We start from the raw sequence: 26,587 nt of genomic DNA, 5'->3' as shown, positions 1-26,587 counted from the left end.
GTTAAGGGCGTAAGTAAGCATAACCCTCTTTCTGAAGCTCCATCAAACGCACGACGCCAGAGGGTACTTTTTTGGCTTCACTCAGCAACACCAAATCCTTGCCAGCTTTCTTGCTCATTTTTGTATAAGTGTTATTACACGCCGAAAACTTGAAACTCTCATCCATACCTAGAGTTTCCAGACGCTCTTTTACCGGCGAATTTTCAAGATACATGTTTAAACCAGGGCCATAGGCAACCAGTTCAACAATCACATCATCACCTTTCGCTGAATAGTAAGCTTTAACATTTTGCGCATTGTTTAGTGCTAAGTTCATTACTTTAGGATCGTTTTCATCAACATGAATTGCGAGACGTTGAGTCTCAGCGAACGCTGAAGTTGAAACTAATGCTGCAGCGAGTAGAAGTGTTTTTTTCATGGTAAAACCCTGTTTTTTTTAGTTATAAAAAAGCCCCGGCACTGCCGAGGCTTTCATTTTTAGAATCATAGGGTTAATTAGTCAAGCACTAGTCAATAACCCTAATGATTGAAGTGATGATATCGTGCTCATGGGCATCAACCTCTTCACGTTTAGCAACGTCATGAACTTTGACGATTGAGCCATCTCGACGTTTGATCTTGTAGGTCATGTCCCAGCCTTGCGTCTCACTGTCCTTGTAGTGATTAGCGACACGCTCCCTATCACCATGATCAACGATATCTAGGAAGGTTTCAGAATCTCTTAAGAGAACATCAGAGTTACGCATTGTGATCTGCTCTAAGCGCTGAGATACATGCAGGATCTTTGCAAAGCCTGGTGCTAGGATCATAACGCCTTCTGAAATAACTTTACCGACCTCATTTAACATGGCATCTACGAGAGAGGCATGATCAATCGATTCACTCAATTTGGTGGTTTCGGTAAAGGTCAGTACAGCACCCGAAATAATTCCTTGATCACGGCGATATGGGCTGATGTTCATAAGGTATTTTTCACCCTTACTTTCCAACTCCCGGCGCACAGGAGAGCCTGACTGGATGACATTATCCAGAAGCTTTTCAAAATCTGGAACATCAATGTGACGAGGCAGCTTAGTCAACTTATGGCCTACATCGTCCGGCAAAATACCGAAGAGTCGAACGGCTTGCGGTGTGAATCGAGCGACGCGATGATCAGTATCCACCACGATCAAACCCATATCCAATGAGCGCTGAATATTCACTAAGGTTTCATTACTGTCAGTCAACAGAATCGATTTAGCCTGTAATTCGTCGTTAACGGTAGTTAACTCTTCGTTGGTGGCTTGCAACTCCTCGTTAGTCGTTTCCAACTCCTCATTAGAAGCCTGCAGCTCCTCGGTCGAAGCTTGCAACTCTTCGTTTAGAGCCTGAAGCTCTTCATTTGAGGTCTCAAGCTCTTCAACAACAGCCTGAAGGTGATCGCGAGTACGTTGTAACTCCTCTTCTAGCTCTTCAACCACTCCTGCATCCGCAGAAGCCTTAGGTGGATTATCGGTGCTGACGGCAGGAGTCTCTAAAATACGGTTGAAACTCATGATGTAGGCCTGAGTTTCACTGATGTTATCAACCACGCGTTGAACCGAAATATTAACGGTAGAGGTGACATCATCAGGAAACTTAAATCGCACGATGTGATCAATTTTATCCTGCTCGCCACGGGAGACCCTATTGATCAAAGCGCGAACTTCGGTCTGTATCTGAGGATGTGACAGACTGACAATGTCAAAGTTAGCTTTACCTGGATTGATTTTCAGGTAGGGAGAGATATCCCCAAAGTACTTAATCGGTTGAAATTGATCACTTAACTGGATACTAGGAGGGGCAAAACTGTCGATCAGTGCTGAAAAGACCTTCTCCTCTATCCGGTGCGCTGGCGATGGATTATTGGTGTTTTTTAATGACTGAACCGTATTGTTAATACCTTTCGTCAATGCACCAGAGAAACGACCATAAGAGACGACACCCGATTTTCGCTTGTAGAGCTTATTCGTTTTATCTACAAAATCGAACAGTTTGTCACCGGTTGAACCTATTGATTCAGACTTGCCTAAGAATAGGTAACCACCTGGGTTAAGAGCGTAGTGGAAATTATTAACCAACTGATCCTGAAGCGGGTTGTTCAAATAAATCATCAAGTTACGGCAACTTACAAGATTCATTCTAAGGAAGGAAGGGTCTTTTACCAGATCGTGCTTAGCAAACATACACATGTCTCTAACCCACTTTTTAATCCGATATTTATTAGCCTCTAGATCAAAATAGGTACTTAGCATCGCAGGAGAGAGATTTTCTACCGCAGCATCGACATAGACACCCTGCCTAGCGATATCTAGATTGAGTTCATTGATATCCGTAGCAAAGATCTTAACGTCGAATCCTCTTAGAGTTGCCCCTAGACGCTCCGCCAACATAATGGCGATGGTGTAGACCTCTTCACCGGTAGCACAGGCGGGAATCCAAATACGAATAGAGCGACTCTGCTCTGCTTGTTTAATGATGTTATCAAGCACTTTACCCAGTGCATCAAACGCCTCTTCATCACGAAAGAAGCTGGTGACTGAGATCAGGAAGCTACGCTGAACCAACTCCAACTCATCCGGATCCTTGTCTACATGCGCAAAATAGTCGTCGATAGAGTTGAGCCTTAACGCTGACATACGGCGCTGAAGTTGACGCTCTAGCGTTGCGCGTTTGTATTGACGGAAATCCAAGCCAGTCTCTGTCAAAATGCGTTCAATAAGAGAGTCGACTGAGACAACTGTCTCTTCATCTTTTCCAACAGACTTCAACACCTCAGGACGGTGGTGACTGTCGGACAGGTAGTTAGCAATCTCTTCTGGGGATAGGATTAGATCAGCCAAACGCGCACGGATCGCTGAATTTGGCATGCCATCGTACTTAGCCGTATCCGGTTGTTGAGCGATGGTAATACCACCTGCATCACGCACTTCACGAAAACCCTGCGTACCATCAGAACCGGTACCCGAAAGAACCACTGCAATGGATCGGCTACCATAGTTGATGGCTAATGATTTAAACAGTTTGTCGATAGAGGGTTTAGCACCTACATCGTCAGAAGGTAAAGAAATATGGAATCGGCCATCAACCACTGAGATATCGGTATTGGGAGTGTTAACGTAGACGGTATTGGGTTTAATCTCGACGCCATCTTCAGCCCCAACTACTTCGTAATCACAGTTTTTAGAGAGCAACTCAACCAACAGACTGCGATGCTGAGGTGCCATATGCTGGGCAATAACAAAAGCTAAATGGCCATTAGGTTGGGAGCTTCTTAGTAGAGCTGTAATCGCCTCAAGGCCACCAGCAGATGCCCCCAAAGCCACAACAATTAAACCTTCAGACATCTCGGCAGGTAGCCGAGAATCATTCACATTATCCAAAACAGACCTCTAACATCAGTGTTTATAGATTCAGAATAGTTGAATCACGTAAAAAAGGAATAGTTAGAAAAAAATAATCTGCATCCAGCTGTTTTTCTACTTGCAGAATAAATTTCACACCATAAAATACCCAGCCAAATACGACCGTAGCTCAGTTGGTTAGAGCACTACCTTGACATGGTAGGGGTCGGCAGTTCGAATCTGCCCGGTCGTACCAGATATTAAGCCTCGCTTTTGCGGGGCTTTTTTGTGCTCTTCTGTTGGAGTCTTATCGAAGATGAGACGATACCCTATCGCGGCCTTTTCAAGACCGCTCCAACTTTATTTTTGCACAGCTTGCTGCCGAAGGGTGAGCACCACGGAAGGTGTGAATGAATCCCTCGGTCGTACCAGATATTAAGCCTCGCATCAGCGGGGCTTTTTTGTGCTCTTCTGTTGGAGTCTTATCGAAGATGAGACGATACCCTATCGCGGCCTTTTCAAGACCGCTCCAACTTATACCCCATACAAAAGTTGAATATTGTTATAGACTTAAACAATCATAATTGTAACAGCAGTTATTTCTAATACTTGGCCTAATCTATTGGCCTTAGCTTTATCACAATAATTAATACTATTTCGTACAGAGGAATTTAGAGTGTCAGTCATTCTTAAAGAGAAATTCGAAGGCCCATCAGCTTGGAAAGGCAAAGATATAAAAGATGATGGATCTTGGATCTACCACTGGTCCGATGAGTCAATCGCCATTCTTGAAAAAGGACTTGCCGCAGTCAAAGCGAAAGGCCTAACTACACCTAACTTCACTAAAGAAGATTTCCCGATCACCGAGCTTGCGGAAGAGATCAACTACTTCAATACCGAGCTTGAGGATGGCAAAGGCTTCATACTTATCCGCGGCCTACCTATTGAGCGTTACACTGACGAAGAGACCGCAATTATCTACTACGGCCTTGGCCTTCATATGGGTATCCCTGTATCACAGAACATCAAAGGCGATATGATCGGCCACGTGAAAGATATCGGTGCAAAAGATCCTAAATCGGTCCGTGTTTATGAAACCAATGAGTATCTACCCTACCACGCAGACCTCTCTGACGTTGTCGGACTATTAAGTCTTCGCAAAGCCAAATCCGGCGGCATGAGCAGCTTGTCTAGCGCCATTACTCTTTTCAATGAGATTCAAGAAAACCATACCGAGTACCTTGGCCTGTTGCACCGCCATTTCCTAATGGAGCACATCAATAATGGTGATGCCGGCCCGGTACCAATTTTCAGTTACTACAAAGGCAAACTGAGTGCGATGCATCTGCGCCAGTACATTGAAATTGCACAAGAGAAAGCTGGACTGCCACTGTCACCAGTAGAGGTAGAAGCCTTTGATCTGGTTGATTCGATCTTGAATGACCCCGATATCCGCTTGGATATGATGATGGAACCGGGTGATATTCAGTTTGCTAATAACTATACAATTTTCCACTCTCGTACTGGCTTTGAAGATTACGAAGAGGAAGATAAGAAGCGTCATCTCCTACGACTTTGGCTGAAGATGCCGAACGCACGAGAGTGTGCACCTGACTTCCCTGGTAAAGAGGGTATCGCTAAGCGATAGTCGGTCTCTGTGTTATAAAAACCTCGCTTTTGCGGGGTTTTTTATTGGTTGTTGGAGTCTTGTCGAAGATGAGATGATTAACCCATCGCGGCCTTTGCAAGACCGCTCCAACAGATAATGCCGATCCAACAGACCGATCCAATATTTTAGAGGCTAGTCTTGTCCGGTATCGATTGCCGAGTGCTTCAACTGCTCTAGCTGATCGCGCAACTGAGCCGCCTTCTCAAACTCCAAGTTCTTAGCGGCTTCATACATTTTATCTTCCAATGTCGACAACGCTTTAGAGAGCTCTTTAGGCGACATCGCTTTGGCAGAGAGTTGGTACTCTGGCGTTGGTTCAGCCGCTTTACGAGCTGACTGTTTACCCACCTTCTTACCAGGAATGGTTGCCCCTTCCATGATGTCAGCAACGGACTTCTGAATACCTTTTGGCGTAATGCCGTGCTCTTCGTTGAATGCGATCTGCTTTTCACGACGGCGCGCGGTTTCATCCATCGCGCGCTGCATAGACCCGGTAATTCGGTCGGCATAGAGAATCGCCCGACCATTTACATTACGCGCGGCCCGCCCGATGGTCTGAATCATAGAGGTATCCGATCGTAAGAAGCCCTCTTTGTCGGCATCAAGAATCGTTACTAGAGAGACCTCCGGCATGTCGATACCCTCACGCAGCAGGTTGATACCAACAAGGACATCAAACTCCCCTATTCGCAGATCTCGTATGATCTCAACACGCTCCACGGTATCGATATCAGAGTGTAAATAGCGCACTTTGACATCATGCTCCGCTAGATACTCTGTTAAATCTTCAGCCATCCGTTTGGTCAGAACCGTCACAATAACTCGCTCACCTTTAGCGACAGTTTTACGTACCTCCCCAAGCAGGTCATCGACCTGAGTTTGAGCGGGTCTGACTTCAACCACTGGATCGACCAACCCCGTTGGCCTAACCACCTGCTCAACAATTGCTTGAGCATTGGCCGCTTCATATTTACTGGGCGTGGCAGAGACAAAAATCATTTGGGGCGCTAGATGCTCCCACTCTTCAAACTTAAGCGGTCGGTTATCCAGCGCTGAGGGTAAGCGGAAACCGTACTCAACCAGCGTCTCTTTTCGTGAACGGTCACCACGATACATGGCACCCAACTGCGGAACGGTGACATGAGACTCATCGATCACCAACAACGCATTATCTGGTAGGTATTCAAACAGGGTCGGTGGCGGTGCACCGGCAGGCTTCCCTGACAGGTAACGTGAGTAGTTCTCAATACCAGAGCAGTAACCTAGCTCGAGGATCATCTCAATATCATAGAGCGTGCGCTGCTCTAATCGCTGCGCCTCAACCAACTTGTTATTATCGCGCAGCTGTTTGAGCCTCTCTCGCAACTCCTCTTTTATGTGTTCGACCGCCTCAAGCAGTGTCTCGCGCGGAGTAACGTAGTGAGTTTTAGGATAGACCGTTGCACGCGGCACGCGACGCAATACTTCACCGGTTAAAGGATCAAACCAGGCGAGCTCCTCAATCTCATCGTCAAACAGCTCAATGCGAAGCGCATCACGATCCGATTCTGCTGGGTAGATATCGATCACATCACCCCGGACACGATAGGTACCACGGTGCAAATCAATATCGTTTCGTGTGTATTGGAGCTCCGCCAGTCGACGCAGTAACCCGCGCTGATCAATCCGATCGCCTCGGTCCAAATGGAGCATCATCGCCAAATAGGATTTAGGGTCACCCAAACCATAAATGGCTGAGACGGTGGCCACGATGATGGCATCGTCTCGCTCTAACAGAGCCTTAGTTGCAGAGAGTCGCATCTGCTCAATGTGATCGTTAACCGACGCGTCTTTCTCGATGAAGGTGTCCGACGATGGAACATAGGCTTCGGGCTGGTAGTAGTCGTAGTAGGAGACAAAATACTCTACTGAGTTGTTTGGAAAAAACTCCTTAAACTCACCGTACAGCTGGGCCGCTAGGGTTTTATTGTGTGCCAATATGATCGTAGGTCGTTGAACTTCAGCAATGACGTTGGCAACGGTAAAGGTCTTACCCGAACCGGTCACACCCAATAGAGTTTGCGACGCAAGACCGGACTCCAAACCATCCACTAAGCCAGCAATCGCCGTTGGCTGATCCCCTGCAGGTTCAAATTTGGATGAGACTTTAAACGGAGTTTTCATTCATCAGACCTAAAATATTAAAAAAACGCGGAGTTATAAGGGTTTCAGGGGATTATAACGGAACTCAAACTCCTATATAATGTGCAACGCTTTATAAAAGCCACACGAACATTTCGTTTTTTGAGGATATTTCGATTGGACGTTCGACTCTCTAACCGCGTCAACAACATTAAGCCGTCACCTACCCTGGCTGTCACTAACCGTGCTGCTGAGCTTCGTGCTGCTGGTCAAAACATTATTGGCCTAGGTGCAGGTGAACCTGACTTTGATACTCCTGAACACATCAAAGCCGCTGCTATTGAAGCCATTAACAAGGGTATGACCAAATACACCGCTGTCGATGGTACACCAGCGCTTAAAAAAGCGATTATTGAGAAGTTCTCAAAAGACAACGGTCTCTCTTACGAGCCAAACCAGATTCTAGTCTCATCAGGCGGTAAACAGAGCTTTTTCAACCTATCACTGGCACTGATCAATGAAGGTGATGAAGTGGTTATCCCAGCACCTTACTGGGTCTCTTACCCTGATATGGTTCTGGTCTCTGACGGTGTGCCGGTCATTGTTCCAACGACTCAGGAGCAGCGCTTTAAAATGACTGCTGAGCAGTTAAAAGCGGCTCTAACGGACAAGACTCGTCTTGTTGTTATTAACAGCCCTTCAAACCCAACAGGCGTTGCTTACACGCTTGATGAGCTGAAAGCACTTGCTGATGTTTTGAAAGAGCACCCAGAGGTTCTGATTGCGACGGATGATATGTATGAGCACATTCGTTTCAATGACCAACCCTTTGTGAACATTCTTAATGCAGCACCAGAGCTTTACGATCGTACCATCGTATTAAACGGTGTCTCTAAGGCCTACTCTATGACGGGCTGGCGTATCGGATATGCTGCAGGTCCCGCTAAACTCATCGGCGCGATGAAAAAGGTACAGTCTCAATCGACTTCAAACCCATGTTCAATTGCACAGGAAGCGGCTCGCGCTGCACTGGAAGGCGATCAGGGTTGTGTTGCTGAGATGGTTGTCGCTTTCAAAGAGCGCCATGAATTTGTCGTTTCAGAACTGAACAAAATCGAGGGTGTTGAGTGCATCCCTGCCGATGGCACTTTCTACGCATTCCCAAGCTTCCAAGGTGTCATCGATGCACGTTCAGACATCAACGATGATATTGAACTGGCTGAATACCTACTTCAGGAAGCCGGTGTCGCACTGGTACCTGGTTCTGCATTCGGCGCGCCGGGCAATATGCGCCTCTCCTTTGCAACTAGCAAAGAGATACTGGCCGATGCGATTGAGCGAATCGCGAAAGCACTCGCCTAATCAGGTCTAACTGAACTACACTAAACCGGATCTCGTATCCGGTTTTTTATGTACAGACCTTTGTTATTAATTTAGAAGTTGCTAATATAGCCTTCAATGACCATTTAACGAATTTAACAGGATCTTTTATGAACGCTCGCTTTGCAAAGCAGTCACTTGCGATTTCGATTGTCACCCTGATTTCAGCGTCAACACAGGCTGGTGTTTTGACCGATCTTTACAACAGCGCCCTTAAAAATGACGCCTCTTACCAAGAGAGTCGCGCTTCTGCACTAGCAACAGAGACTGGGTATGACATCGCACTGTCTAATCTCTACCCAACGGTTGGTATGACCGCTACTCGATCTACATCGAACCCTTCAGGCAACTCTTCTACGACTAAAGGCATGACTCTGACGATCGATCAGACTCTTTTCAGTATGCCCGCTTGGTACGGTTATAAAGCAGCCAATCAGCTGCCAGAGATCACTCAGCTCTCTATAGAGGCTGCTGATCAGGGCTTGATGTTCCGCCTTGTCTCGACCTATCTTGGTGCTCTTAAAGCCAAAAACGGTCTAGAGGTCGCTGAAGCGCAGGAGCGCGCACTAAAACGCCGTCTAGATCAGGTGAACGCACAGTTCGAAGTGGGCTTAATTGCGATTACCGATGTGCTAGAAGCTCGCGCCTCTTATGATGATGCGCGCGCATCCCTGTTTACAGCACAGAGCGGTGTCGAAAGTGCTCTCGATTCGTTGGAGAAGATGACGGGCGTTAGCAGTGTCGATCTTAAGAAGATTAAAGCGAGTTACCCTATCGAGGGCATTACTGAAGGGTCAGAATCAGAGTGGGTAGAGAAAGCGTTGGCGGGTAATATCGCCCTTCGTCTGAAGAAATTGTCAGAGATTTCAGCCGGCTATGAAGCAGAAGCCTATGCATCTGCTCACCTGCCAACTCTATCATTCCGTTACAACGCACTGAGCGGTGATACTGCTTATGAAACACGTGGTGATTACAACACATCACTAACGCTAAGCATTCCGATCTTTAGCGGTTTTGAAACGACTGCGAACCAAGACAAGTACGCCTACAAACACACCGAAGCACTTTTCGCTTACGAAGGTGAAGTTAAAACGGTTAAAGCCGACACCCGCAAATTACTGCGTGACATCGAAGCGATTGTTAAAACCGTTGAAGCTCGCAAAGTCGCACTGGAATCTCGTGAAAAAGCTCTAGAAGCAACTTCACAAGGGTTTGAAGTCGGCACACGTAACATCGTTGATGTACTTAACGCTGAAACCGCACTCTACGCTGCTAAAACAGACTACGCTGAAGCGCGTATCGATCACATCGCGCTTGTCACAGAAATGAAATCTACTCTAGGTACACTAAGCCCTGCAGACATTGAGTCTCTTGATAGCTGGCTAGAAGGTTAAGTGTATGAATGGTGCTGTCCGTCAGTACCTGCTAATTACGGGTAATTACTGGGCGTTCACCCTCACGGATGGCGCCCTTCGTATGTTGGTCGTGCTCTATTTCCACCAACTCGGATACTCTCCACTTCAGATCGCCTTTCTATTCCTCTTTTACGAACTCTTTGGGGTCGTAACCAATCTAGTTGGTGGTTGGCTCGGAGCTCGTATTGGCCTGAATAGGACCATGAACATTGGGCTCGCCTTACAGATTGGCGCACTAGCCATGCTGGCAGTTCCTTCAGTCTATCTCACCATTCCCTGGGTGATGGCCGCCCAAGCGCTTTCCGGCATTGCTAAAGATCTGAATAAAATGAGTGCGAAAAGTGCCATCAAGCAACTGGTTCCTGAAAACGCCGAAAGTTCTCTATTTAAATGGGTCGCACTGCTTACAGGATCGAAAAACACGCTAAAAGGTGTGGGCTTCTTTATGGGTGGCGCCCTGCTGGTCTGGCTAGGGTTTCAAGGGGCGGTTACCGCGATGGCAGCGGTCTTACTGATTGTCTGGATCAGCTCTCTACTGCTGCTAAAAAAGGAGTTAGGTAAAGCGAGCTACAAACCTAAATTCAGAGAGATATTCTCTAAAAGTGACTCCGTTAATAGACTTTCTGCTGCCCGGTTCTTTCTATTCGGTGCACGGGATATCTGGTTTGTTATCGCGCTGCCCGTCTTTCTTGCTGATACGCTTAACTGGGGTGAAGAGGCAACCGGTGCGTTTATGGCGATGTGGATTATTGGCTACGGCATTATTCAAGCGTCATCGCCAAAACTGCTGAATAACAGAGAGCACCCACCCAGTCGTGACCGAGCCGTCACGCTAGCAGCCCTGTTAACCCTAGTTCCAACCGCGATTGCTGCTCTACTCTTCGCAGAGGTCGAGCCCACCTGGGTCATAATGGTGGGTTTAGCGCTGTTTGCGCTGATCTTTGCCCTCAACTCAGCCGTTCACAGCTATTTAATTGTTAGCTATGCCAAAGCAGACGGTGTCTCGTTAGATGTGGGGTTCTATTACATGGCTAATGCCATGGGGCGCTTGATCGGCACCCTGCTATCGGGTGCACTGTTTCAGTGGACTGGATTAGGCGTTGCGGGGCTAGTGGCTTGCCTTGCTGGATCTGCGATTATGGTTTTAGCAGCGGCGCTGCTCAGCCGAAAACTGCCAATCTAACCCAACCTTATTAATGCAGTGTCGGTGGCTCTTCATCATCGACAAATAGAGGCTGACCTTCTGAATCCATTCCGATGGCGCCCTTTTCAATGGCATGATCCACCATTTGAGCTACCATCATCTCAGTCAGATGTGCACTAAGAATCATGCCAGCGGGTGGATCTTGATTGAACATCTCGGGATCCACCAATCCATCGTTTCGTAACCCCAACATTAAAGGGTTTTCGGCCAACAGCGGTGCCAAATCATCTGGAGCAAAAACAGCATAGTCCGACGCAATTTTAAGACTGAGCTGATAGGCATCCATCGTCTCACTGCTCAGCGCACTTTCGAAGGCTGTTTCAGCCGCAGCGAACAGATCAGAGAGCTGACTCCGTCCACTTTGCGGAACGAACTCTTTAGGGGTTTTCGTGTAATCGACACCTAAAACGGGTTTGCAGAGGTCCAGTTCATGCGCATCAACCAACAGATCGCCATGCTCATCACGCTCTAACCAGTCGCGCTTGGTCGCAACCATCATTAGACCATCCATACCCGCCGCCACAAGATTGGCACTGATGATCGCTCCGATGGTCGGGTTTGCACCCTCCTCTTCACTCTCGATCAGATCACCGGCACGTGAAGCCAACAGGCGTGGCGCTGATAGAATGAGCTCTACTAACTCGTCAGCTGGCAAGGCTAAACGCCTATGAGCAAGCTGGTGAGCCGTTTTAAAGGGGTAGCTGTGGCCGTTAGCCTCCATCTCTTTGAGATAGGCTTCGCGAAGGTCATCAAGCAGTTCGGTCAACTTGTCACTCATATTAGTGCAGATTGATACCAATGGGTTTAATGTCAGATTTAATCTGATCAAATTCAGATCTGAGCTGGGATAGCGGCGATAGCCCAAAATCACGTGGACAGGCTGGAAGTTCATACCAATCCAAGGCCCAAATTCGCACCATAATCTCGTACTCACCAATCAGCGCATCCAGTAGAATCATGACTGCCTCAACTCGCGGATCCATATCGAGCACGGTCGGTGCATCTTCCATGTAGATGGCGAGCTCTAACTTGCCATTGATGGTGCGCAGTGAATACCAGTAGTCGTTGATCTCACAGAGCTCTCCGCCCAGATCGACGGTGCGTGGCACAGGATCATGACGCTCATTGAAGGCGCGTACTTGGAAGCCATTCAGTTTAGGCGCAGCACCGACCAGTGTTAACACACTGTGAATCGACTCTGGGTAGCCATCACAACCAAAGACCAACTGAACAGGACCATCCTCTTGATTACGCTCAAAATGGAACGTCAGGTTAGAGTCGATCTCTTTCAGTGTCGGTCTGTAATCCATAAGCACACGCTCACCTTGCTCAGCGAGCTGCTCGAGCGTGGCGTGTTGAAGGGCATCTAGGGTAATCGCAAGATCATCCCAAAAGGCTTTAATACTATCGACTTGTTCTTGCATATTAAGTGCGTGGTAAGGTCACACCCGTTTGACCCTGGTATTTACCACCACGATCACCGTAGGAGACTTCACACACTTCATCACCGCCAATAAAGAGCATCTGAGCTACACCCTCGTTAGCATAGATCTTAGCAGGCAGCGGCGTGGTATTAGAGAACTCAAGTGTCACGTGACCTTCCCACTCTGGTTCGAGCGGTGTGACGTTCACAATGATGCCACAACGTGCGTAGGTACTTTTACCCAAGCAGATTGTTAGCACATCACGGGGGATCTTGAAGTATTCAACAGTGCGAGCCAGTGCAAAGGAGTTTGGCGGGATGATACAGACATCCGACTTCACATTAACAAAGCTCTCGCTGTTGAAGTCTTTAGGGTCGACAACCGATGAGTTGATGTTGGTGAAGATTTTAAACTCGTCAGCACAACGAACATCATAGCCGTAGCTAGACGTACCGTATGAGACGATCTTTTCACCATTCACTTCACGAACCTGACCCGGCTCAAACGGATCAATCATCTGTTGCTGTTCCGCCATGCGACGGATCCACTTATCGGCTTTGATACCCATTACTTATCACCTAAAAAGAAAACCGCGAAATAATAGCAAAAAAGGCTCCAGAAATAGAGCCTTTTCTTTACACATCAATCATCCATGATGTTGATGAAAGGCGCCTCAGCCTGTGTGTGATTGGCAAGCACTTCACTGACGGAAGCCGCAACCCTTTGATAGAGGCTGGCATACTCAGATTCAGGTTCGGCAATGACGATGGGTGTGCCCGAGTCGGCCTGCACGCGAATTGGCATTGCCAAAGGTAACTGACCCAAGAGCTTGGTTTGATACTGCTCTGCCATCTTATCACCGCCACCTTCCCCAAAAATGGGGTCAACATGACCGCAGTTTGAACAGACGTGCACGCTCATGTTTTCAATGATGCCTAGCACTGGAATATCGACCTTACGGAACATCTCAATGCCCTTCTTGGCATCAAGCAGCGCAATATCCTGAGGCGTGGTTACGACGATGGCACCATCGACCGGTACCTTTTGCGACAGCGTCAATTGAATGTCACCTGTACCAGGCGGCATATCGATCAGCAGAAGATCCAAATCATCCCATTGTGTCTGCATCAACAGCTGCTGAAGCGCACTACTTACCATGGGACCACGCCACACCATAGGTGTATCTTCATCGATCAAATAACTGATCGACATAGTCTGAATGTCGTGCGCGACGACGGGAATAAAGTACTTCTCTTCAGCTGTTTTCGGGCGAGTACCTGCAGGTACACCAAACATCATTGCTTGGCTGGGACCGTAAATATCAGCATCCAACACGCCGACACGAAGACCCTGTACAGATAGAGCAGCTGCCAGGTTAGCTGTGACCGTCGACTTACCCACTCCGCCTTTACCAGAGGAGATCGCGACAATTTTTTTAACACCCGCAAGATTTTCAAGTTTCTGAGACACGGTACCACCCAAACATAATAACCAAGTAATTTAGTAGGATTATTTCAAAAAGAGGATCGATTAACTAGACCTTCTTAGTAAGGTATACGCCACATTCGACATGATGGGTGTATGGGAACTGATCAAACAGAGCAAAACGCTGCACGTCGTGAGTCTGAGACAGTATCTCTAAATTCTCTTTTAAGGTTTCAGGGTTACAGGAGATATAGACAATCGCCGGGTAGGTCTGCACTTGCTTAACGGTCTCTGCATCTAAACCTGCACGAGGCGGATCAACCAGTACGGTTTGAAAATCAAAGCTGGTCAGATCCAACCCTTCGGTTCTACGAGAAGTACGAGTGCCTTGAAGTACCTCAGTAAACTCTTCTGAAGAGAGGCGCAAAATAGAGACGTTCTCAACACCATTTACCTCAATGTTGTACTGCGCACTGCGTACCGACTCTTTAGAGATCTCAGTACCGACAACTCGATCGAAGTTCTGCGCTAGCGGCAGACTGAAGTTACCGTTACCACAGTAGAACTCCACCAGGTCGCCCCTAGCATCTTGAGTTGCATCCAACGCCCACTCGATCATCTGTTCACACACCTTAGCGTTGGGTTGGGTGAAACTGTTTTCGGTCTGTTTGTAGGTGAAGGGCTGACCATTGATCTGAATCGTTTCAATAACAAAATCACGATCCAACACAATCTTGTTTTTACGTGAACGGCCTACAATATCAATGCCAAACTCTTCACGAAGGGGTTTTGCCGCCTCAATCCACTCTTCTCCGATCGCGCGGTGGTAGAGCATGCTGACCAACAGCTCCCCTTTTAAGGTCGCTAGGAAATCTATTTGAAATAGACGTTTACGCAGCTCAACGTCACCTTTTAAACGCTCGAGAAAATCGAACATCATCGATTCAATGCGCGTATCGACCATTTTGCATTCTGTCACCTTGACCGGTTTGCGCTTATCTCCCGGTTCAAACATCACGTAGTCGATCTCATCACCATCATGCCAAACTCGAAACTCTGCTCGCATACGGTAGTTCTCTGGTGGGGAGCGAAACAGCTCGAGCTCGGGAAGATCAAACTCTGAGAATAACTGCTGCATTGTTTCTGCTTTTTCAGCAAGTTGCTGTTCGTAGAGGGCAGGATCAATAACCGGTAAAGATGACATGCAATGGGTGCCTTTAAACGTCTAAAAAGAGTAATTGGGGCGCAGTGTAACAGTGCATTGAGTAGTGACCAAACCTGAGACCTTTAATCAATCGAAGTAAACGCGTAAAATCGACGCTCAATTTTTTCGTAGTAGATAGTGATTAACCTAGATGACTGATTCTAATCGCAAGATTCTTGTTACCAGTGCCCTGCCTTACGCTAATGGACCTATTCACCTGGGCCACCTAGTTGAATACATCCAAACCGATATTTGGGTTCGCTTCCAAAAGCAGCGCGGCCATCAATGTACATACGTCTGTGCAGATGATGCTCACGGTACACCGATCATGCTGAAAGCGGATCAGATGGGTATCTCACCTCAAGCATTGATCGACAAAGTCAGTGAAGAGCACCAGCGTGACTTCTCAGGTTTTTTGGTCAACTTCGACAACTACTACTCGACGCACTCGGAAGAGAACAAGCAGTTTGCTGAACTGATCTACACGCGTTTACGAGATAAAGGTCACATTGCTCGTCGCACCATCACTCAAGCGTACGATCCTGAAAAGGAGATGTTCCTTCCGGATCGTTTCATCAAAGGTGACTGTCCAAAATGTGGTGCGGAAGATCAGTACGGCGACTCGTGTGAAAAGTGTGGTGCAACCTATGCCCCGACTGAACTGAAAAATGCCTACTCTGCTGTATCAGGTGCAAAACCGATCGAGAAAGAGTCTGAGCACTACTTCTTTAAGCTTGAAGATTTCGAATCCTTCCTTAAAGGCTGGGTAGACACACACGTTCAGGATCAGATGAAACACAAGCTGAATGAGTGGTTCGAATCCGGTCTTCAACAGTGGGATATCTCACGTGATGCGCCCTACTGGGGATTTGAGATTCCTGACGCCCCTGGCAAATACTTCTACGTTTGGTTGGACGCTCCCATCGGCTACATGGCTAGCTTTAAAAATTGGGCGGATAAAAATGGCGTCGATTTCAATGAGTACTGGTCAGAAGATAGCAGCGCTGAACTCTATCACTTCATCGGTAAAGACATCGCCTACTTCCACACCCTATTCTGGCCTGCTGAACTGCATGGTGCAGGATTTAGAACACCAACAGGGGTTTTCTGTCACGGTTTCCTAACAGTCGATGGACAGAAGATGTCTAAGTCTCGTGGCACCTTTATTATGGCCGAGACCTACCTGAAACACCTACGTCCAGAGTATCTACGCTACTACTTTGCAGCGAAACTGGGCTCAGGTATTGATGACATCGACTTAAGCTTAGAGGACTTCCGTCTTCGTGTTAACGCCGATCTAGTTAACAAAGTCATCAACATTGCGAGCCGTTGTGCAGGATTTATCACTAAGAAGTTTGATGGCCAACTGGATAGCACACTGGCTCAACCAGAGCTCTATAACGAAGCAGTTGCCGCTGGTGATTCGATTGCAAATGCTTATGAAAAGCGCGAGTACGCCAAAGCGATGCGCGAAATCATGGCATTAGCCGATAAAGCCAACCAGTATATTGATGCAGCTGAGCCTTGGGTATTGGCTAAGCAGGAAGGTAAAGAGGCTGAGGTTCAAGCCTGCTGTACCATGGGCATTAACCTATTCCGAGTGATCATTAGTTACTTAACTCCAGTTCTTCCAGAGGTATCTGAACAAGCTAAAGGCTTCCTTAATATTGAAAGCTTTGCTTGGGATGAGATTCAAACACCTCTACTGGACCAAAAGATCAACAAGTTCAAGCCGCTTATGCAGCGTGTAGAGCCTGAAAAGATCGAGGCGGTCATCGAAGATTCAAAACAGAATCTACAAGCCGCTGCGCCTGTTAAAAAGGCTGAGCCTAGTAAAGAGCCCATTGCTGAGACCATCGAGTTTCCAGACTTTGCCAAAGTCGATCTTCGTGTCGCTCGCATCGCTAAAGCTGAGCATGTTGAAGGTGCTGACAAACTCCTTCGATTGACGCTTGATCTAGGCGATGAGACACGCAATGTCTTTGCAGGTATCAAATCGGCCTATGCTCCAGAAGACTTGGAAGGCAAACTGACCGTTATGGTCGCTAACCTTGCACCGCGTAAGATGAAGTTTGGAATGTCTGAGGGGATGGTACTAGCGGCTGGACCTGGCGGTAAGGATCTTTGGATATTAGAACCCCATGCCGGCGCTCAGCCAGGAATGCGCATCATGTAAGCCCTGTTTTCGAACAGTGCGTCTTTTTAAAAAGGAGCTTCGGCTCCTTTTTTATTACCTCTTGTTGATTAAATTACATCCCAATAAGAAGAGAATTAAGCTAAATCTTAAGCATCCTGAAAAATTTTAATAATCCGTATAAGTTAATTCAGTTTGGTTATTAATAACTTTCGTAGTAGATTATAAAGATTAGTTTTAGGTTAATTCTATTTAGTTATGGAATGGCCATATTATATAGGCTTAGCTTCTATGCTGAGCCAGGGTTATCAACAGCCATCCTCGGGTGGATACTATAAGAGAGGTGAAATCGATGAGAATCGGTGTACCCCGCGAGAACGAAGAAGGCGAAAAACGCGTCGCCCTCACTCCAGACGTTGCAGTTAAAATGCAAAAGCTGGGTTTCGACATCTCGATGGAAAGCGGCGCTGGCGCAGATGCTAGCTATGCGGACGAAGAGTATGAGAAAGCTGGTGTAGAGATCATTAAAGATCCTAAAGAGCTATGGGGTAATTCAGACATTATCCTGAAGGTTCGCCCACCTAAAGCCCACCCTGAACTTGGTTTCAATGGCGTTGAGTTGATGAAGAAGGATCAAACCATCATCAGCTTCCTATACCCAGCGATGAACCCTGAGATGCTCAAAGAGATGGCTGATCATGGTATCAATGCACTGGCTATGGACTCTGTTCCACGTATTTCACGTGCACAGAAGATGGACGCCCTATCTTCAATGGCTAACATCGCGGGTTACCGTGCCGTTGTTGAAGCAGCGCAGCATTTTGGTCGCTTCTTCACTGGTCAGATCACCGCAGCAGGTCGAATCAATCCAGCTAAAGTACTGGTTATCGGTGCCGGTGTTGCTGGTCTTGCCGCTATCGGTGCTGCGAAAGGCATGGGTGCCATTGTTCGTGCATTTGATACTCGCCCTGAGGTTAAAGAGCAAGTTGAGTCGATGGATGCTGAATTCCTGATGCTCGATTTCGAAGATGACGAAGATGGCAGCGGTTCTGGCGGTTACGCTAAGACCATGAGCCCTGAGTTCATCAAAGCAGAGATGGATCTATTCGCGGCTCAGGCTGCAGAAGTGGATATCATTATCACTACCGCACTGATCCCTGGCAAAGAGGCACCTGAGCTGATCACTGAGCGTATGGTCGCTAACATGAAGCCTGGCTCTGTCATTGTTGACCTTGCAGCGGAAGCGGGTGGTAACTGTAAACTTACCGTCGCTAACGAAGTGGTTAAGAAGCACGATGTCACTATCATCGGCTACACCAACCTACCGAGCCGTCTTGCAGCGCAATCCTCTCAGCTCTATGCAACTAACATGTTGAACCTGTTGACTGAACTATGCCCAGAGAAAAACGGCGAAATCGACATCAACATGGAAGACGAAGTGATTCGTGGTGCGACGGTTGTCAAAGAGGGCAACATCACTTGGCCACCACCAGCGCCTCGTATCTCGCTTGCACCTAAAGAGGACGTCGGCCTTAAAGCGAAGCAAGAGCTTGAGCCAGAGGTAGAAAAACCGGCTCACCCACTTGCGTTCCTGATCCCTCTACTGATCGCCGGTGGCGCTCTATTTGGATTGGGTTCTGTTGCTCCACCTGAGTTCATTGGCCACCTAACCGTATTCGTATTGTCATGTTTTATCGGATACATGGTTATCTGGGGCGTATCGCACTCACTGCACACACCATTGATGTCTGTCACCAACGCAATCAGTTCCATTATTGTGATTGGCGCTTTAATTCAGATCTCAAGTGACAATCCTGTGGTGATGGCGCTTGCCGGATTGGCTGTGTTCATTACCAGCATCAACATTGTGGGCGGTTTCGCCGTAACACAACGCATGCTTCGCATGTTTAGGAAGTAAGGAGATAATCGATGACTTCAGGAATTATTACAGCTTCCTACATTGCAGCCAGCGCCCTGTTTATCATGGCACTGGGCGGTCTTGCGCATCAGGAGTCTGCACGTCGTGGTAACTTCTATGGCATGCTGGGTATGGCTATTGCTGTCGGTGTTACCATCGTTGGCCTAGTCTCTAACAACTACGGACTTCTGGTCGGTGGTATTGTTGTCGGTGGTATCATTGGCTACATTCTGGCGCAACGTGTAGAGATGACCTCTATGCCTGAGCTAGTGGCGATTCTTCACAGCCTTGTAGGCCTAGCAGCCGTATTTGTGGGTTGGGCGAATGCTCTAGAGCATGCACCACTCACCGGTGTTGCTCAGTCGATTCACGCCGTTGAAACCTACCTTGGCATTCTGATCGGTGCGATGACCTTCTCTGGTTCCGTGATGGCTTACTTGAAGCTAAGCGGCAAGATTAGCGGACGCCCTCTTCAACTACCAGGTCGTCACCTATTCAATATCGCACTCGGCGTAATCGCGTTCTACTTCATGATTCAATACATGGATACAGCGGCAACTGGCGGTGTCTTTGAATTGACGGTTATGACCATCATCGCACTGGTATTTGGTGTGCACATGGTGGCAGCGATCGGTGGTGCTGATATGCCTGTTGTAGTCTCAATGCTTAACAGCTACTCAGGTTGGGCTGCTGCAGCGATGGGCTTCATGCTAGGTAACGATCTACTCATCGTCGTCGGTGCTCTGGTCGGTTCAAGTGGTGCTATCCTCTCTTACATCATGTGTAAGGCGATGAACCGTAAGTTCCTAAACGTAATCTTTGGTGGCATTGGCCAAAAAGCTTCAAGCGGTGGTCCAGCAGGCCCTGCGGGTAATGCTGAAGACATTCGCTCGGTTGAGTCGGATGAAGCGGCAGACATGCTTCTTAACGCTAAAGAGGTCATGATCCTACCAGGTTACGGTATGGCGGTTGCTCAGGCTCAACACACCGTATTCGAGATCACTAAGAAACTTCGCGACAAAGGCATCAACGTTCGCTTTGGTATTCACCCTGTAGCGGGTCGTATGCCAGGTCACATGAACGTACTGCTTGCTGAAGCGAAAGTACCTTACGACATCGTTTACGAGATGGAAGAGATCAACGAAGACTTCCCTAACGTTGACGTATCTATCGTTATCGGTGCCAACGACATCGTCAACCCTGCAGCACAGGAAGTACCAGACAGCCCTATCGCAGGCATGCCCGTACTTGAGCCTTGGAACGGTAAACAGACCATTGTCATGAAACGTTCTATGGGTACTGGTTATGCGGGTGTCGATAACCCACTCTTCTACAAAGAGAACACACGTATGCTATTCGGTGATGCTAAAGAGCGTTTGGATCAAATCCTTAAAGCAATTAGCTAATCCAGAGTTGATACTAAAACGGCACCCTCGGGTGCCGTTTTTTTTATGAGTAATCATTATCAGGAAGGCTGATATCAACCAGCAGAGGTTCAACCTTGTCGCCCTGCAGCCCAATCATTTCGTCATAATAGGATTGATGCTCTAGCACCGCCCTTTCAACCCTAAATCCTTTGAACGGAATCTTTGCCGCTAGCTGAGATCGAAACACCTGAGGGCGCCCAGTATCGTCAACCAGGGTTGATTGCCCAGTCTCAGTCGTTAATTGAACCAGATAGTGTTCACATTCAAAGGACTTCAATCGCAATTCAGATATAACCGGACGCTCCCGATTGAGCTGCTCGATAGTTACTTTCATATGGCTTCCTTAAATCTACTTTTCAGGTTACGGTGGCTATACTCTTTCGGACCAAGCATTTATGCCGAATCTTGAAACCCAATATAAGTACAGAGACAAGACCTTGTGAATCCAATCTCTTTTATTGCTGTCGTTATACTGATTCTGCTGATATTAGGCTGGGTGAGATCTAAACCCAAAGAGCATAGACGCAGAGCCTGGCTTCAAGCCGGACTCATCACCCTAGCACTGGCGATGCTTTTTTTAGCCATTACCGGCAGGATGCACTGGCTAGGCGCTCTGATTGCCGGCCTGCTTCCCTTTGTTAAAAGTGCGTTTCCCTGGTTGCTGCGCCTACTGCCTTTTCTAAGGGCTCGACGCCAGCAACAAAAGAACAGCCCTAAACCCTCCGGAAACCCAAGCAAACAGGAGGCCTATGAAATACTGGGTCTTAAAGAGGGAGCATCCAAAGAGGAGATCCTTGCTGCGCATAAGCGATTGATGCAAAAAGCCCACCCTGATCGCGGTGGCAGTGATTGGCTTGCCTCTCGCATTAACTCGGCCAAAGAGACGCTTCTAAAGGACTAACCAGAGATGAAACTCGTCGACATCATCCGCTACCCGATCAAGTCGGGTCAGGCCGTTCATTTAAAGCAAACGAACATAGAAACTAAAGGGATCGTTGGCGACCGTCGTTTCATGCTAGCGGAAGAGGATGGGCGGTTTATAACGGCTAGAAAAGATCCGATTCTGCTGGATCTGAACATCGAGTCAGACGGTCAGACTCTCTCTATCCTCTACAAAAACAAGACGATTGCGAAGGGTGATTTCAGCTCATCGGAGAGACTCAGCGTCACTGTTTGGAGTCGGGTTACCTCAGTACAACTAATCAGGCTCAATAATAGGGCGCTGGATTCCCTGTTCGAACGCAAAGTCTGCCTAGTGTTTAACGACAGTCAGGCAACAGAACTTGCAGAAAAGCGCTATGAGTGGGGCCCAATTCTCAGTGATGGTTACCCTATTCTACTGACCAATACTGCCTCACTGGATGCTCTCAACCATGCATCAGGCGGGCTGTTTGAAATGGCTCGTTTTAGACCTAACCTTGTCATCGACAGTTCAATACCCTGGATTGAAGATAGCTGGAGTCGGTTTCAAATCGGAGAGGCCATATTTGAACGTCGCAAGCCATGCGAACGCTGTGTTTTAGTCACACGCGATCCCATCACTGGATTGAAAGATAGCCATCAGGAACCGCTCCGCACACTGCAGGCAATTCACTCTGGACCCAATGGGGAGATCAACTTTGGCCAAAATATTAGCTTGGTAAAGCCTGGAAAGGTCTCTCTTGGGGATAAAGTGACCCTAGTCGATGAACTGGGACACCCTATTTCGTAAAGCCTTGAGTTGATGCTTGTTCGGTTTAAGTTCAAGGTGACCAACCTCGTTATGCGCACACCCCTTATCTAACAACTCAATCCAAGGTCTTACTAGTGTGAGTGGCGCACTGCCCTGAGCAAAGCGCTTTAGAGACTCAATCTGATGAGACGATAAAGTTCTCTGCTCAAGCGGTTTAGGTAAAGACTCAAAACCGACTGGCATTGCCGACCTCAACCCTCTCTCAATCTCAAATTGATAACGTGAAACCGCCTGCTCGCATAGAAACTGAATATCGTCTTTGGCGTTGGCGTTTAACGCTTTCATAACCAGCAATGCGGGCTCACCCGCCACCGGATCGATACGATCACCCATACGAATCGCTCTGTAGCCAGAGGCGCTCCAAAACTGCCACACCTCTTGGTATCCAGCGAAGCTAGCCCCCATAAAGTCGATCTGGGACGCAATCGCTTTCGCTTCAATAGAACGGAGCATAGCCGCGGCAATGCCTGATCTTCTGAAATCTGGCGCGACCGCAATACGTGCGATTCGCCAGAAGCGCTTGGTACCTAGTGTGACCATACCCTCAGAGAATATGAGTGTTTGCGGAAGTAGATTGCCATTAGGCCGTCGAACACCCTGAGCGATCGCCTCAGAGAGCTCAGCGAACAGTTCACCCTCCGCTGAAATCCAAGCAACAGCGACCAGTTCACCAGCTTGAACAGTTACAAAGAGGCATTGCCCTGGGGAGTCGAGCAGAACTCGAAGGTCGTTGGGTGAGGTTCGGTAGTGAGCTAGGTGTAGAAGCTGATAGATCGCCTGTAATCGATCAGGGTGGCTCACAAGGCCATCAAGTTCTAATCCATACACACCGTCATCAAAGCCTAAAAACGCCTTAGACGGCTCGCCTTCGGTCAGAAACAGCAGTTCATTGATCGTCTCTTCAAGCTGATCCCCTTGAGACCATCGAACCGGTTCAGCCAGCTGGGAATAGTTAACACCCTCTCGCTGTAGACCCAAACGTTGTAGAAAACGAAGAGAGAATCCACGCCCAAACCCTTCATAGCCATTAACCGTTGTCGAGACTGCTAGATGATTGGCACTTTCAACCAGTTGATCAAGCAGAGGCGTTGCAATCGCGGCGGCTTCATCAATCACCAACAGTCGAATATCGGGGTTAGTACGCAGCTCCTGTAAGGCTTCAGCAGGATGGAGGAAGCGCGGCTGAAACTCATCGCTCTGCTGATAGAGAGAGTAAACGGCGCGCTTATCCGGTGCCGTCACAATGACCTGATTGGACTCCCAATCAGACTGTTTTAACGCATAGCCCAAAGCAGAGGATTTGCCGCGACCTCTGTCTGCTGTAATCACTCTGGTAGAGGTCGATAGAGACCAGTCATCAAGCAGGTTATCCACCACAGCCTGTTGATCAGCAGTTAAGGCTATCGATTCAGATAATTGAGTGCTAGTTGTACTATTGAGCTCGACGGCGTCAATATCACAAATAATATTACTACTATGATTTAAACTATTGATTAATAACTGTATGTAGTTTGAATAATAGCTTTCAGACTGCCCCAAGGCTTGTAAAAACGGATCAGCATAATTGGGCCAAACAGACGCCTTAGGGGTGATCAAAACCAGTACACCAGGAGCCCGAACAAGGCCCGCCCCCTGGGCCAGAGCATTAGGTGTGAAGCCGTCAAAAGCATTGAAGATTAGGTAGTCAATGGATTGACCAAGCTCTGTCGCTAATCGATCGGCTCTAATCGAGCTAAAACCCTCTTGCGACTGACCGACTAACAACCCTTTCATAGAGTTGAGAGGGAGTTGATCCTTAAGCTGATTGATCGCCTGACCTGCCTCTACTTCTGACTCACACTGAAGCCAAACCAGTTTTCGATCGTTGATGGCCACTATCGATGACGCTCTAGATTGGCGAGGCGCTGCTCTTCATTCTTACGTAACAACAGATAGATCGCTGCAAGCCCCCCATGCTGGGGCTGACAGCTATGAAAGGCTAACACCTCATCAATGTTTGGCAGCCAGAGTGTCAGTGCACTTTTCATCTTGTTCTGAGGTGCCTGCAGATGCTTGCCACGTCCATGGGTAATCATGACTGTGCGTAGACCCAATCGGTAACACTCCTTTACAAAATTAGGCACCTCTTCACAGGCCTCAGAGAGCGTTCTGTTAATCAAATCAAGGCGCGCATCGACAGTGTATTTACCCAAACGGAGATTGCGATAGACCCCCTCTTGAACGCCATCGCGTTTCCACTCGACAGGGTCCAAGGGGTTCAACAGTTGATTGTCAGTAAATCGAAAGCGCTCATCAACCCCTTCGGCCTCACGTCGACGCTGTTCAAGAGCCTGCATATCACCACGTCTTAAGTGCTCGCGCGCAGAGACCTTAGCCTCTGCCTTAATCGGTTTAACTCCTTCACCTAGCATTAACGATGTGAAATCGTTTGTAATCTCTTGATCAGACACACTCATTACCTCAAAACCGGCAGAAAGACTTTAAACCGGTCAATAAAGTGATTATTGTTGCTGTAATAACGAATAACAACCCTGATTCGAATCAGTCGCCTGTTAAGGACACACCACTATGCAACGCGTCATTATCGCTCTTATTCTGATTATCATTGCAGTATCGACTTACCTTTTCCTGAACAAACCGGAAATATCCACTGACTCCCAAACCGGCGAAAGTGTGCAACCACAAAGCACCCCCTCACAACAGCCCCTTGCAGAGACAGAAAAAGCGGCCAAAAAGGTCATTAAAACACTGACCGAAGAGACCAAAGATGAAGCGCTCGATATTAAACAAGCGAATAACTTTGTTACCGGTGATCAACTGCTAGAACTACCCAACATGAAGAGTGAGGCCGCTCAAGTAGAGACCATTCAGACAGCTATGGAGGCCGCTGATGAGGCTCAAACCCAGGGTGTACAAACCTCAACCCTTGTTGTGAAGCAGCCACTCGTCAGCAATGAATCGGTGAAGCCTGATCAGATGATGAAACTCATCTCTGAAGACAATGTTATCAATACCAAAACACTGTCACCCGGAGACAAAATTCGTCTTAAAGAGCTTCTATCTAATCCCGACATCGCTGCCGGCAGTGTCTTCTACATTCATGCGGTAACCCCCAACGACATGCAAGGGCTCTGGGGCATATTGCAGCGTGGCCTTACCAACACCTTCCGTGAAGGGATCAAGCTCAGTGGTGAGAACGGACAAACGCTCATCGCAGAGATTCCAGAACTTGCTGACGAAGTGCTTGAGAATCAACGCTCCTCTTTCTTAGGCGAGTTCCTCTACTCTAAGGTGAACGACATCTACATTTACAACTACCAACAGGGAATGCTGGGTCAGGATCCAGACCTGATTAAACCCGGTCAACAGTTGGTGATTGTTAGTTATAGTGAAGAGGAGCTGATTAAAATTTACCAACACTTCACACGAGGCTAATCAGATGATCGATTTCTACACCTGGGGCACACCAAACGGCCATAAGATCCGAATCATGCTTGAAGCCTGTGGTTTCGAATATCAACTCCATAGAGTCGATATTCTTAACGATGAACAGTTCAAACCTGAATTTCTAGCCATCAGTCCCAACAATAAGATACCCGCCATCGTTGATCATGATGGTCCTAATGGCGAGGCTATCTCCCTATTTGAAACCGGTGCTATCCTGCTCTATCTCGCCGAGAAAAGTGGCCAGTTTATGCCCACAGAACCTAAAGCCTACTGGCAAGTGATGCAGTGGCTAATGTGGCAGATGGGTGGATTTGGACCTATGCTTGGACAGGCACATCACTTCAATAAATTTGCACCGGAACCTATCCCCTACGCGGTTGATCGCTACTGCAAAGAGGCGCATCGTCTTTGGGGTGTTCTGGATAAACAATTGGAAGGACGCGACTTTGTTTGTGATAAACTGTCGATTGCTGACTTCGCAATCTTTCCATGGGCAAATCGCTTTGAATTTCAAAAAATAGAACCTGATCAATACCCCAATGTGGCCGCTTATATTGAGCGAATGAAGTCCTTTGACTTTGTCTCTAAAGGGCTAGAGATGCCTAGCACATAATGTTCAGGCCCGCTTTCATGGCGGGCCTTTTTGTTGTTTAAAAAATAAACAGCTGGCTTATTAGCCTAAAGTCTGTATAATTTGCGCCTCTTTCAACGATCCTCCACCTGCT

Annotated in this window: 22 protein-coding genes and 1 tRNA gene; 12 read left to right on the top strand and 11 right to left on the bottom strand. The window is 47.7% G+C overall.

Annotated elements, in window-relative coordinates; genetic code table 11:
- Position 1: 1 nt before the first annotated feature.
- Both XMA152_RS01060 and XMA152_RS01055 read right to left on the bottom strand, forming a co-directional pair.
- The gene (locus XMA152_RS01060; protein WP_173480885.1) at positions 2 to 418 is read right to left on the bottom strand and encodes a DsrE family protein; all 417 of its coding nucleotides are present in this window, start codon (positions 416 to 418) and stop codon (positions 2 to 4) included.
- Between the two features lie 88 nt (positions 419 to 506).
- Positions 507 to 3,392 (bottom strand): chemotaxis protein CheB, encoded by a 2,886-nt coding sequence (locus tag XMA152_RS01055; protein ID WP_173482456.1) that lies wholly within the window; start codon positions 3,390 to 3,392, stop codon positions 507 to 509.
- A gap of 149 nt (positions 3,393 to 3,541) precedes the next feature.
- Between XMA152_RS01055 and XMA152_RS01050 the strand changes: the two genes are divergently transcribed.
- Together XMA152_RS01050 and XMA152_RS01045 are read left to right on the top strand one after the other, a co-directional pair.
- Positions 3,542 to 3,618, top strand: a tRNA-Val gene (locus tag XMA152_RS01050).
- Positions 3,619 to 4,038: 420 nt separating this feature from the next.
- Positions 4,039 to 5,010: a TauD/TfdA family dioxygenase gene (locus tag XMA152_RS01045; protein WP_173480883.1), complete on the top strand. Its 972-nt coding sequence runs from the start codon at positions 4,039 to 4,041 to the stop codon at positions 5,008 to 5,010.
- Positions 5,011 to 5,163: 153 nt separating this feature from the next.
- On the opposite strand, the gene uvrB is transcribed toward XMA152_RS01045, so the two are convergent.
- A complete protein-coding gene (uvrB, locus tag XMA152_RS01040; RefSeq protein ID WP_173482455.1) occupies positions 5,164 to 7,194 on the bottom strand; it encodes an excinuclease ABC subunit UvrB in 2,031 nt (676 codons plus the stop codon).
- A gap of 135 nt (positions 7,195 to 7,329) precedes the next feature.
- Here uvrB and XMA152_RS01035 point away from each other — a divergent pair, with 135 nt between their 5' ends.
- From XMA152_RS01035 to arsJ, 3 genes are all read left to right on the top strand, one after another.
- Complete coding sequence (locus XMA152_RS01035; RefSeq protein ID WP_173480881.1) at positions 7,330 to 8,514, top strand: pyridoxal phosphate-dependent aminotransferase; 1,185 nt, start codon at positions 7,330 to 7,332, stop codon at positions 8,512 to 8,514.
- Between the two features lie 128 nt (positions 8,515 to 8,642).
- Positions 8,643 to 9,926 (top strand): TolC family outer membrane protein, encoded by a 1,284-nt coding sequence (locus tag XMA152_RS01030; protein WP_173482454.1) that lies wholly within the window; start codon positions 8,643 to 8,645, stop codon positions 9,924 to 9,926.
- Positions 9,927 to 9,930: 4 nt separating this feature from the next.
- A complete protein-coding gene (gene arsJ, locus XMA152_RS01025; RefSeq protein ID WP_173482453.1) occupies positions 9,931 to 11,130 on the top strand; it encodes an organoarsenical effux MFS transporter ArsJ in 1,200 nt (399 codons plus the stop codon).
- A 10-nt stretch (positions 11,131 to 11,140) separates the two neighbouring features.
- On the opposite strand, the gene XMA152_RS01020 is transcribed toward arsJ, so the two are convergent.
- The 5 genes from XMA152_RS01020 to trmA form a co-directional block, all read right to left on the bottom strand.
- The gene (locus XMA152_RS01020) at positions 11,141 to 11,929 is read right to left on the bottom strand and encodes a hypothetical protein (RefSeq protein WP_173482452.1); all 789 of its coding nucleotides are present in this window, start codon (positions 11,927 to 11,929) and stop codon (positions 11,141 to 11,143) included.
- A gap of 1 nt (position 11,930) precedes the next feature.
- Positions 11,931 to 12,575 carry a hypothetical protein gene (locus XMA152_RS01015; RefSeq protein ID WP_173480877.1) on the bottom strand — a complete coding sequence of 215 codons (645 nt, stop codon included), beginning with the start codon at positions 12,573 to 12,575 and terminating at the stop codon, positions 11,931 to 11,933.
- A 1-nt stretch (position 12,576) separates the two neighbouring features.
- Positions 12,577 to 13,143 (bottom strand): dCTP deaminase, encoded by a 567-nt coding sequence (gene dcd / locus XMA152_RS01010; RefSeq protein WP_173480876.1) that lies wholly within the window; start codon positions 13,141 to 13,143, stop codon positions 12,577 to 12,579.
- A gap of 74 nt (positions 13,144 to 13,217) precedes the next feature.
- Positions 13,218 to 14,045, bottom strand: a complete 828-nt coding sequence (gene apbC / locus XMA152_RS01005) for an iron-sulfur cluster carrier protein ApbC (protein WP_371731518.1) — start codon at positions 14,043 to 14,045, stop codon at positions 13,218 to 13,220.
- Between the two features lie 64 nt (positions 14,046 to 14,109).
- On the bottom strand, positions 14,110 to 15,204 hold the full coding sequence (gene trmA, locus XMA152_RS01000) for a tRNA (uridine(54)-C5)-methyltransferase TrmA (protein ID WP_173480875.1): 1,095 nt from the start codon (positions 15,202 to 15,204) through the stop codon (positions 14,110 to 14,112).
- 151 nt (positions 15,205 to 15,355) lie between these two features.
- On the opposite strand from trmA, the gene metG reads away from it, so the two are divergent.
- From metG to XMA152_RS00985, 3 genes are all read left to right on the top strand, one after another.
- Positions 15,356 to 17,380 carry a methionine--tRNA ligase gene (gene metG, locus XMA152_RS00995; RefSeq protein ID WP_173482451.1) on the top strand — a complete coding sequence of 675 codons (2,025 nt, stop codon included), beginning with the start codon at positions 15,356 to 15,358 and terminating at the stop codon, positions 17,378 to 17,380.
- Between the two features lie 310 nt (positions 17,381 to 17,690).
- Positions 17,691 to 19,256, top strand: a complete 1,566-nt coding sequence (locus XMA152_RS00990; RefSeq protein ID WP_173480873.1) for a Re/Si-specific NAD(P)(+) transhydrogenase subunit alpha — start codon at positions 17,691 to 17,693, stop codon at positions 19,254 to 19,256.
- A gap of 11 nt (positions 19,257 to 19,267) precedes the next feature.
- On the top strand, positions 19,268 to 20,662 hold the full coding sequence (locus XMA152_RS00985; protein WP_173482450.1) for an NAD(P)(+) transhydrogenase (Re/Si-specific) subunit beta: 1,395 nt from the start codon (positions 19,268 to 19,270) through the stop codon (positions 20,660 to 20,662).
- Between the two features lie 43 nt (positions 20,663 to 20,705).
- Here the strand turns inward: XMA152_RS00985 and XMA152_RS00980 are convergent, their stop codons facing one another.
- On the bottom strand, positions 20,706 to 21,017 hold the full coding sequence (locus XMA152_RS00980) for a DUF6482 family protein (protein ID WP_173482449.1): 312 nt from the start codon (positions 21,015 to 21,017) through the stop codon (positions 20,706 to 20,708).
- A 105-nt stretch (positions 21,018 to 21,122) separates the two neighbouring features.
- Between XMA152_RS00980 and XMA152_RS00975 the strand changes: the two genes are divergently transcribed.
- On the top strand, positions 21,123 to 21,584 hold the full coding sequence (locus XMA152_RS00975; protein ID WP_173482448.1) for a DnaJ domain-containing protein: 462 nt from the start codon (positions 21,123 to 21,125) through the stop codon (positions 21,582 to 21,584).
- A 6-nt stretch (positions 21,585 to 21,590) separates the two neighbouring features.
- Positions 21,591 to 22,394 carry an MOSC domain-containing protein gene (locus XMA152_RS00970; RefSeq protein WP_173482447.1) on the top strand — a complete coding sequence of 268 codons (804 nt, stop codon included), beginning with the start codon at positions 21,591 to 21,593 and terminating at the stop codon, positions 22,392 to 22,394.
- Here the strand turns inward: XMA152_RS00970 and XMA152_RS00965 are convergent.
- The gene (locus XMA152_RS00965) at positions 22,362 to 24,290 is read right to left on the bottom strand and encodes a GNAT family N-acetyltransferase (protein ID WP_173482446.1); all 1,929 of its coding nucleotides are present in this window, start codon (positions 24,288 to 24,290) and stop codon (positions 22,362 to 22,364) included. The genes XMA152_RS00970 and XMA152_RS00965 overlap by 33 nt on opposite strands.
- Complete coding sequence (smrA, locus tag XMA152_RS00960) at positions 24,290 to 24,865, bottom strand: DNA endonuclease SmrA (RefSeq protein WP_217363561.1); 576 nt, start codon at positions 24,863 to 24,865, stop codon at positions 24,290 to 24,292. Before smrA ends, XMA152_RS00965 begins: the two co-directional genes overlap by 1 nt.
- 118 nt (positions 24,866 to 24,983) lie before the next feature.
- Here smrA and XMA152_RS00955 point away from each other — a divergent pair, with 118 nt between their 5' ends.
- The gene (locus XMA152_RS00955) at positions 24,984 to 25,850 is read left to right on the top strand and encodes a hypothetical protein (protein WP_173480866.1); all 867 of its coding nucleotides are present in this window, start codon (positions 24,984 to 24,986) and stop codon (positions 25,848 to 25,850) included.
- 4 nt (positions 25,851 to 25,854) lie between these two features.
- The gene (locus tag XMA152_RS00950) at positions 25,855 to 26,475 is read left to right on the top strand and encodes a glutathione S-transferase family protein (protein WP_173482445.1); all 621 of its coding nucleotides are present in this window, start codon (positions 25,855 to 25,857) and stop codon (positions 26,473 to 26,475) included.
- Positions 26,476 to 26,587 lie beyond the last annotated feature (112 nt).

Origin of the sequence: Marinobacterium sp. xm-a-152, assembly GCF_013282965.1 — a bacterium.
Taxonomy (GTDB): Bacteria; Pseudomonadota; Gammaproteobacteria; order Pseudomonadales; family Balneatricaceae; genus Marinobacterium_E.
The sequence above is the reverse complement of the archived record's forward strand: the minus strand, read 5'-3'. Positions and strand labels throughout refer to the sequence as shown.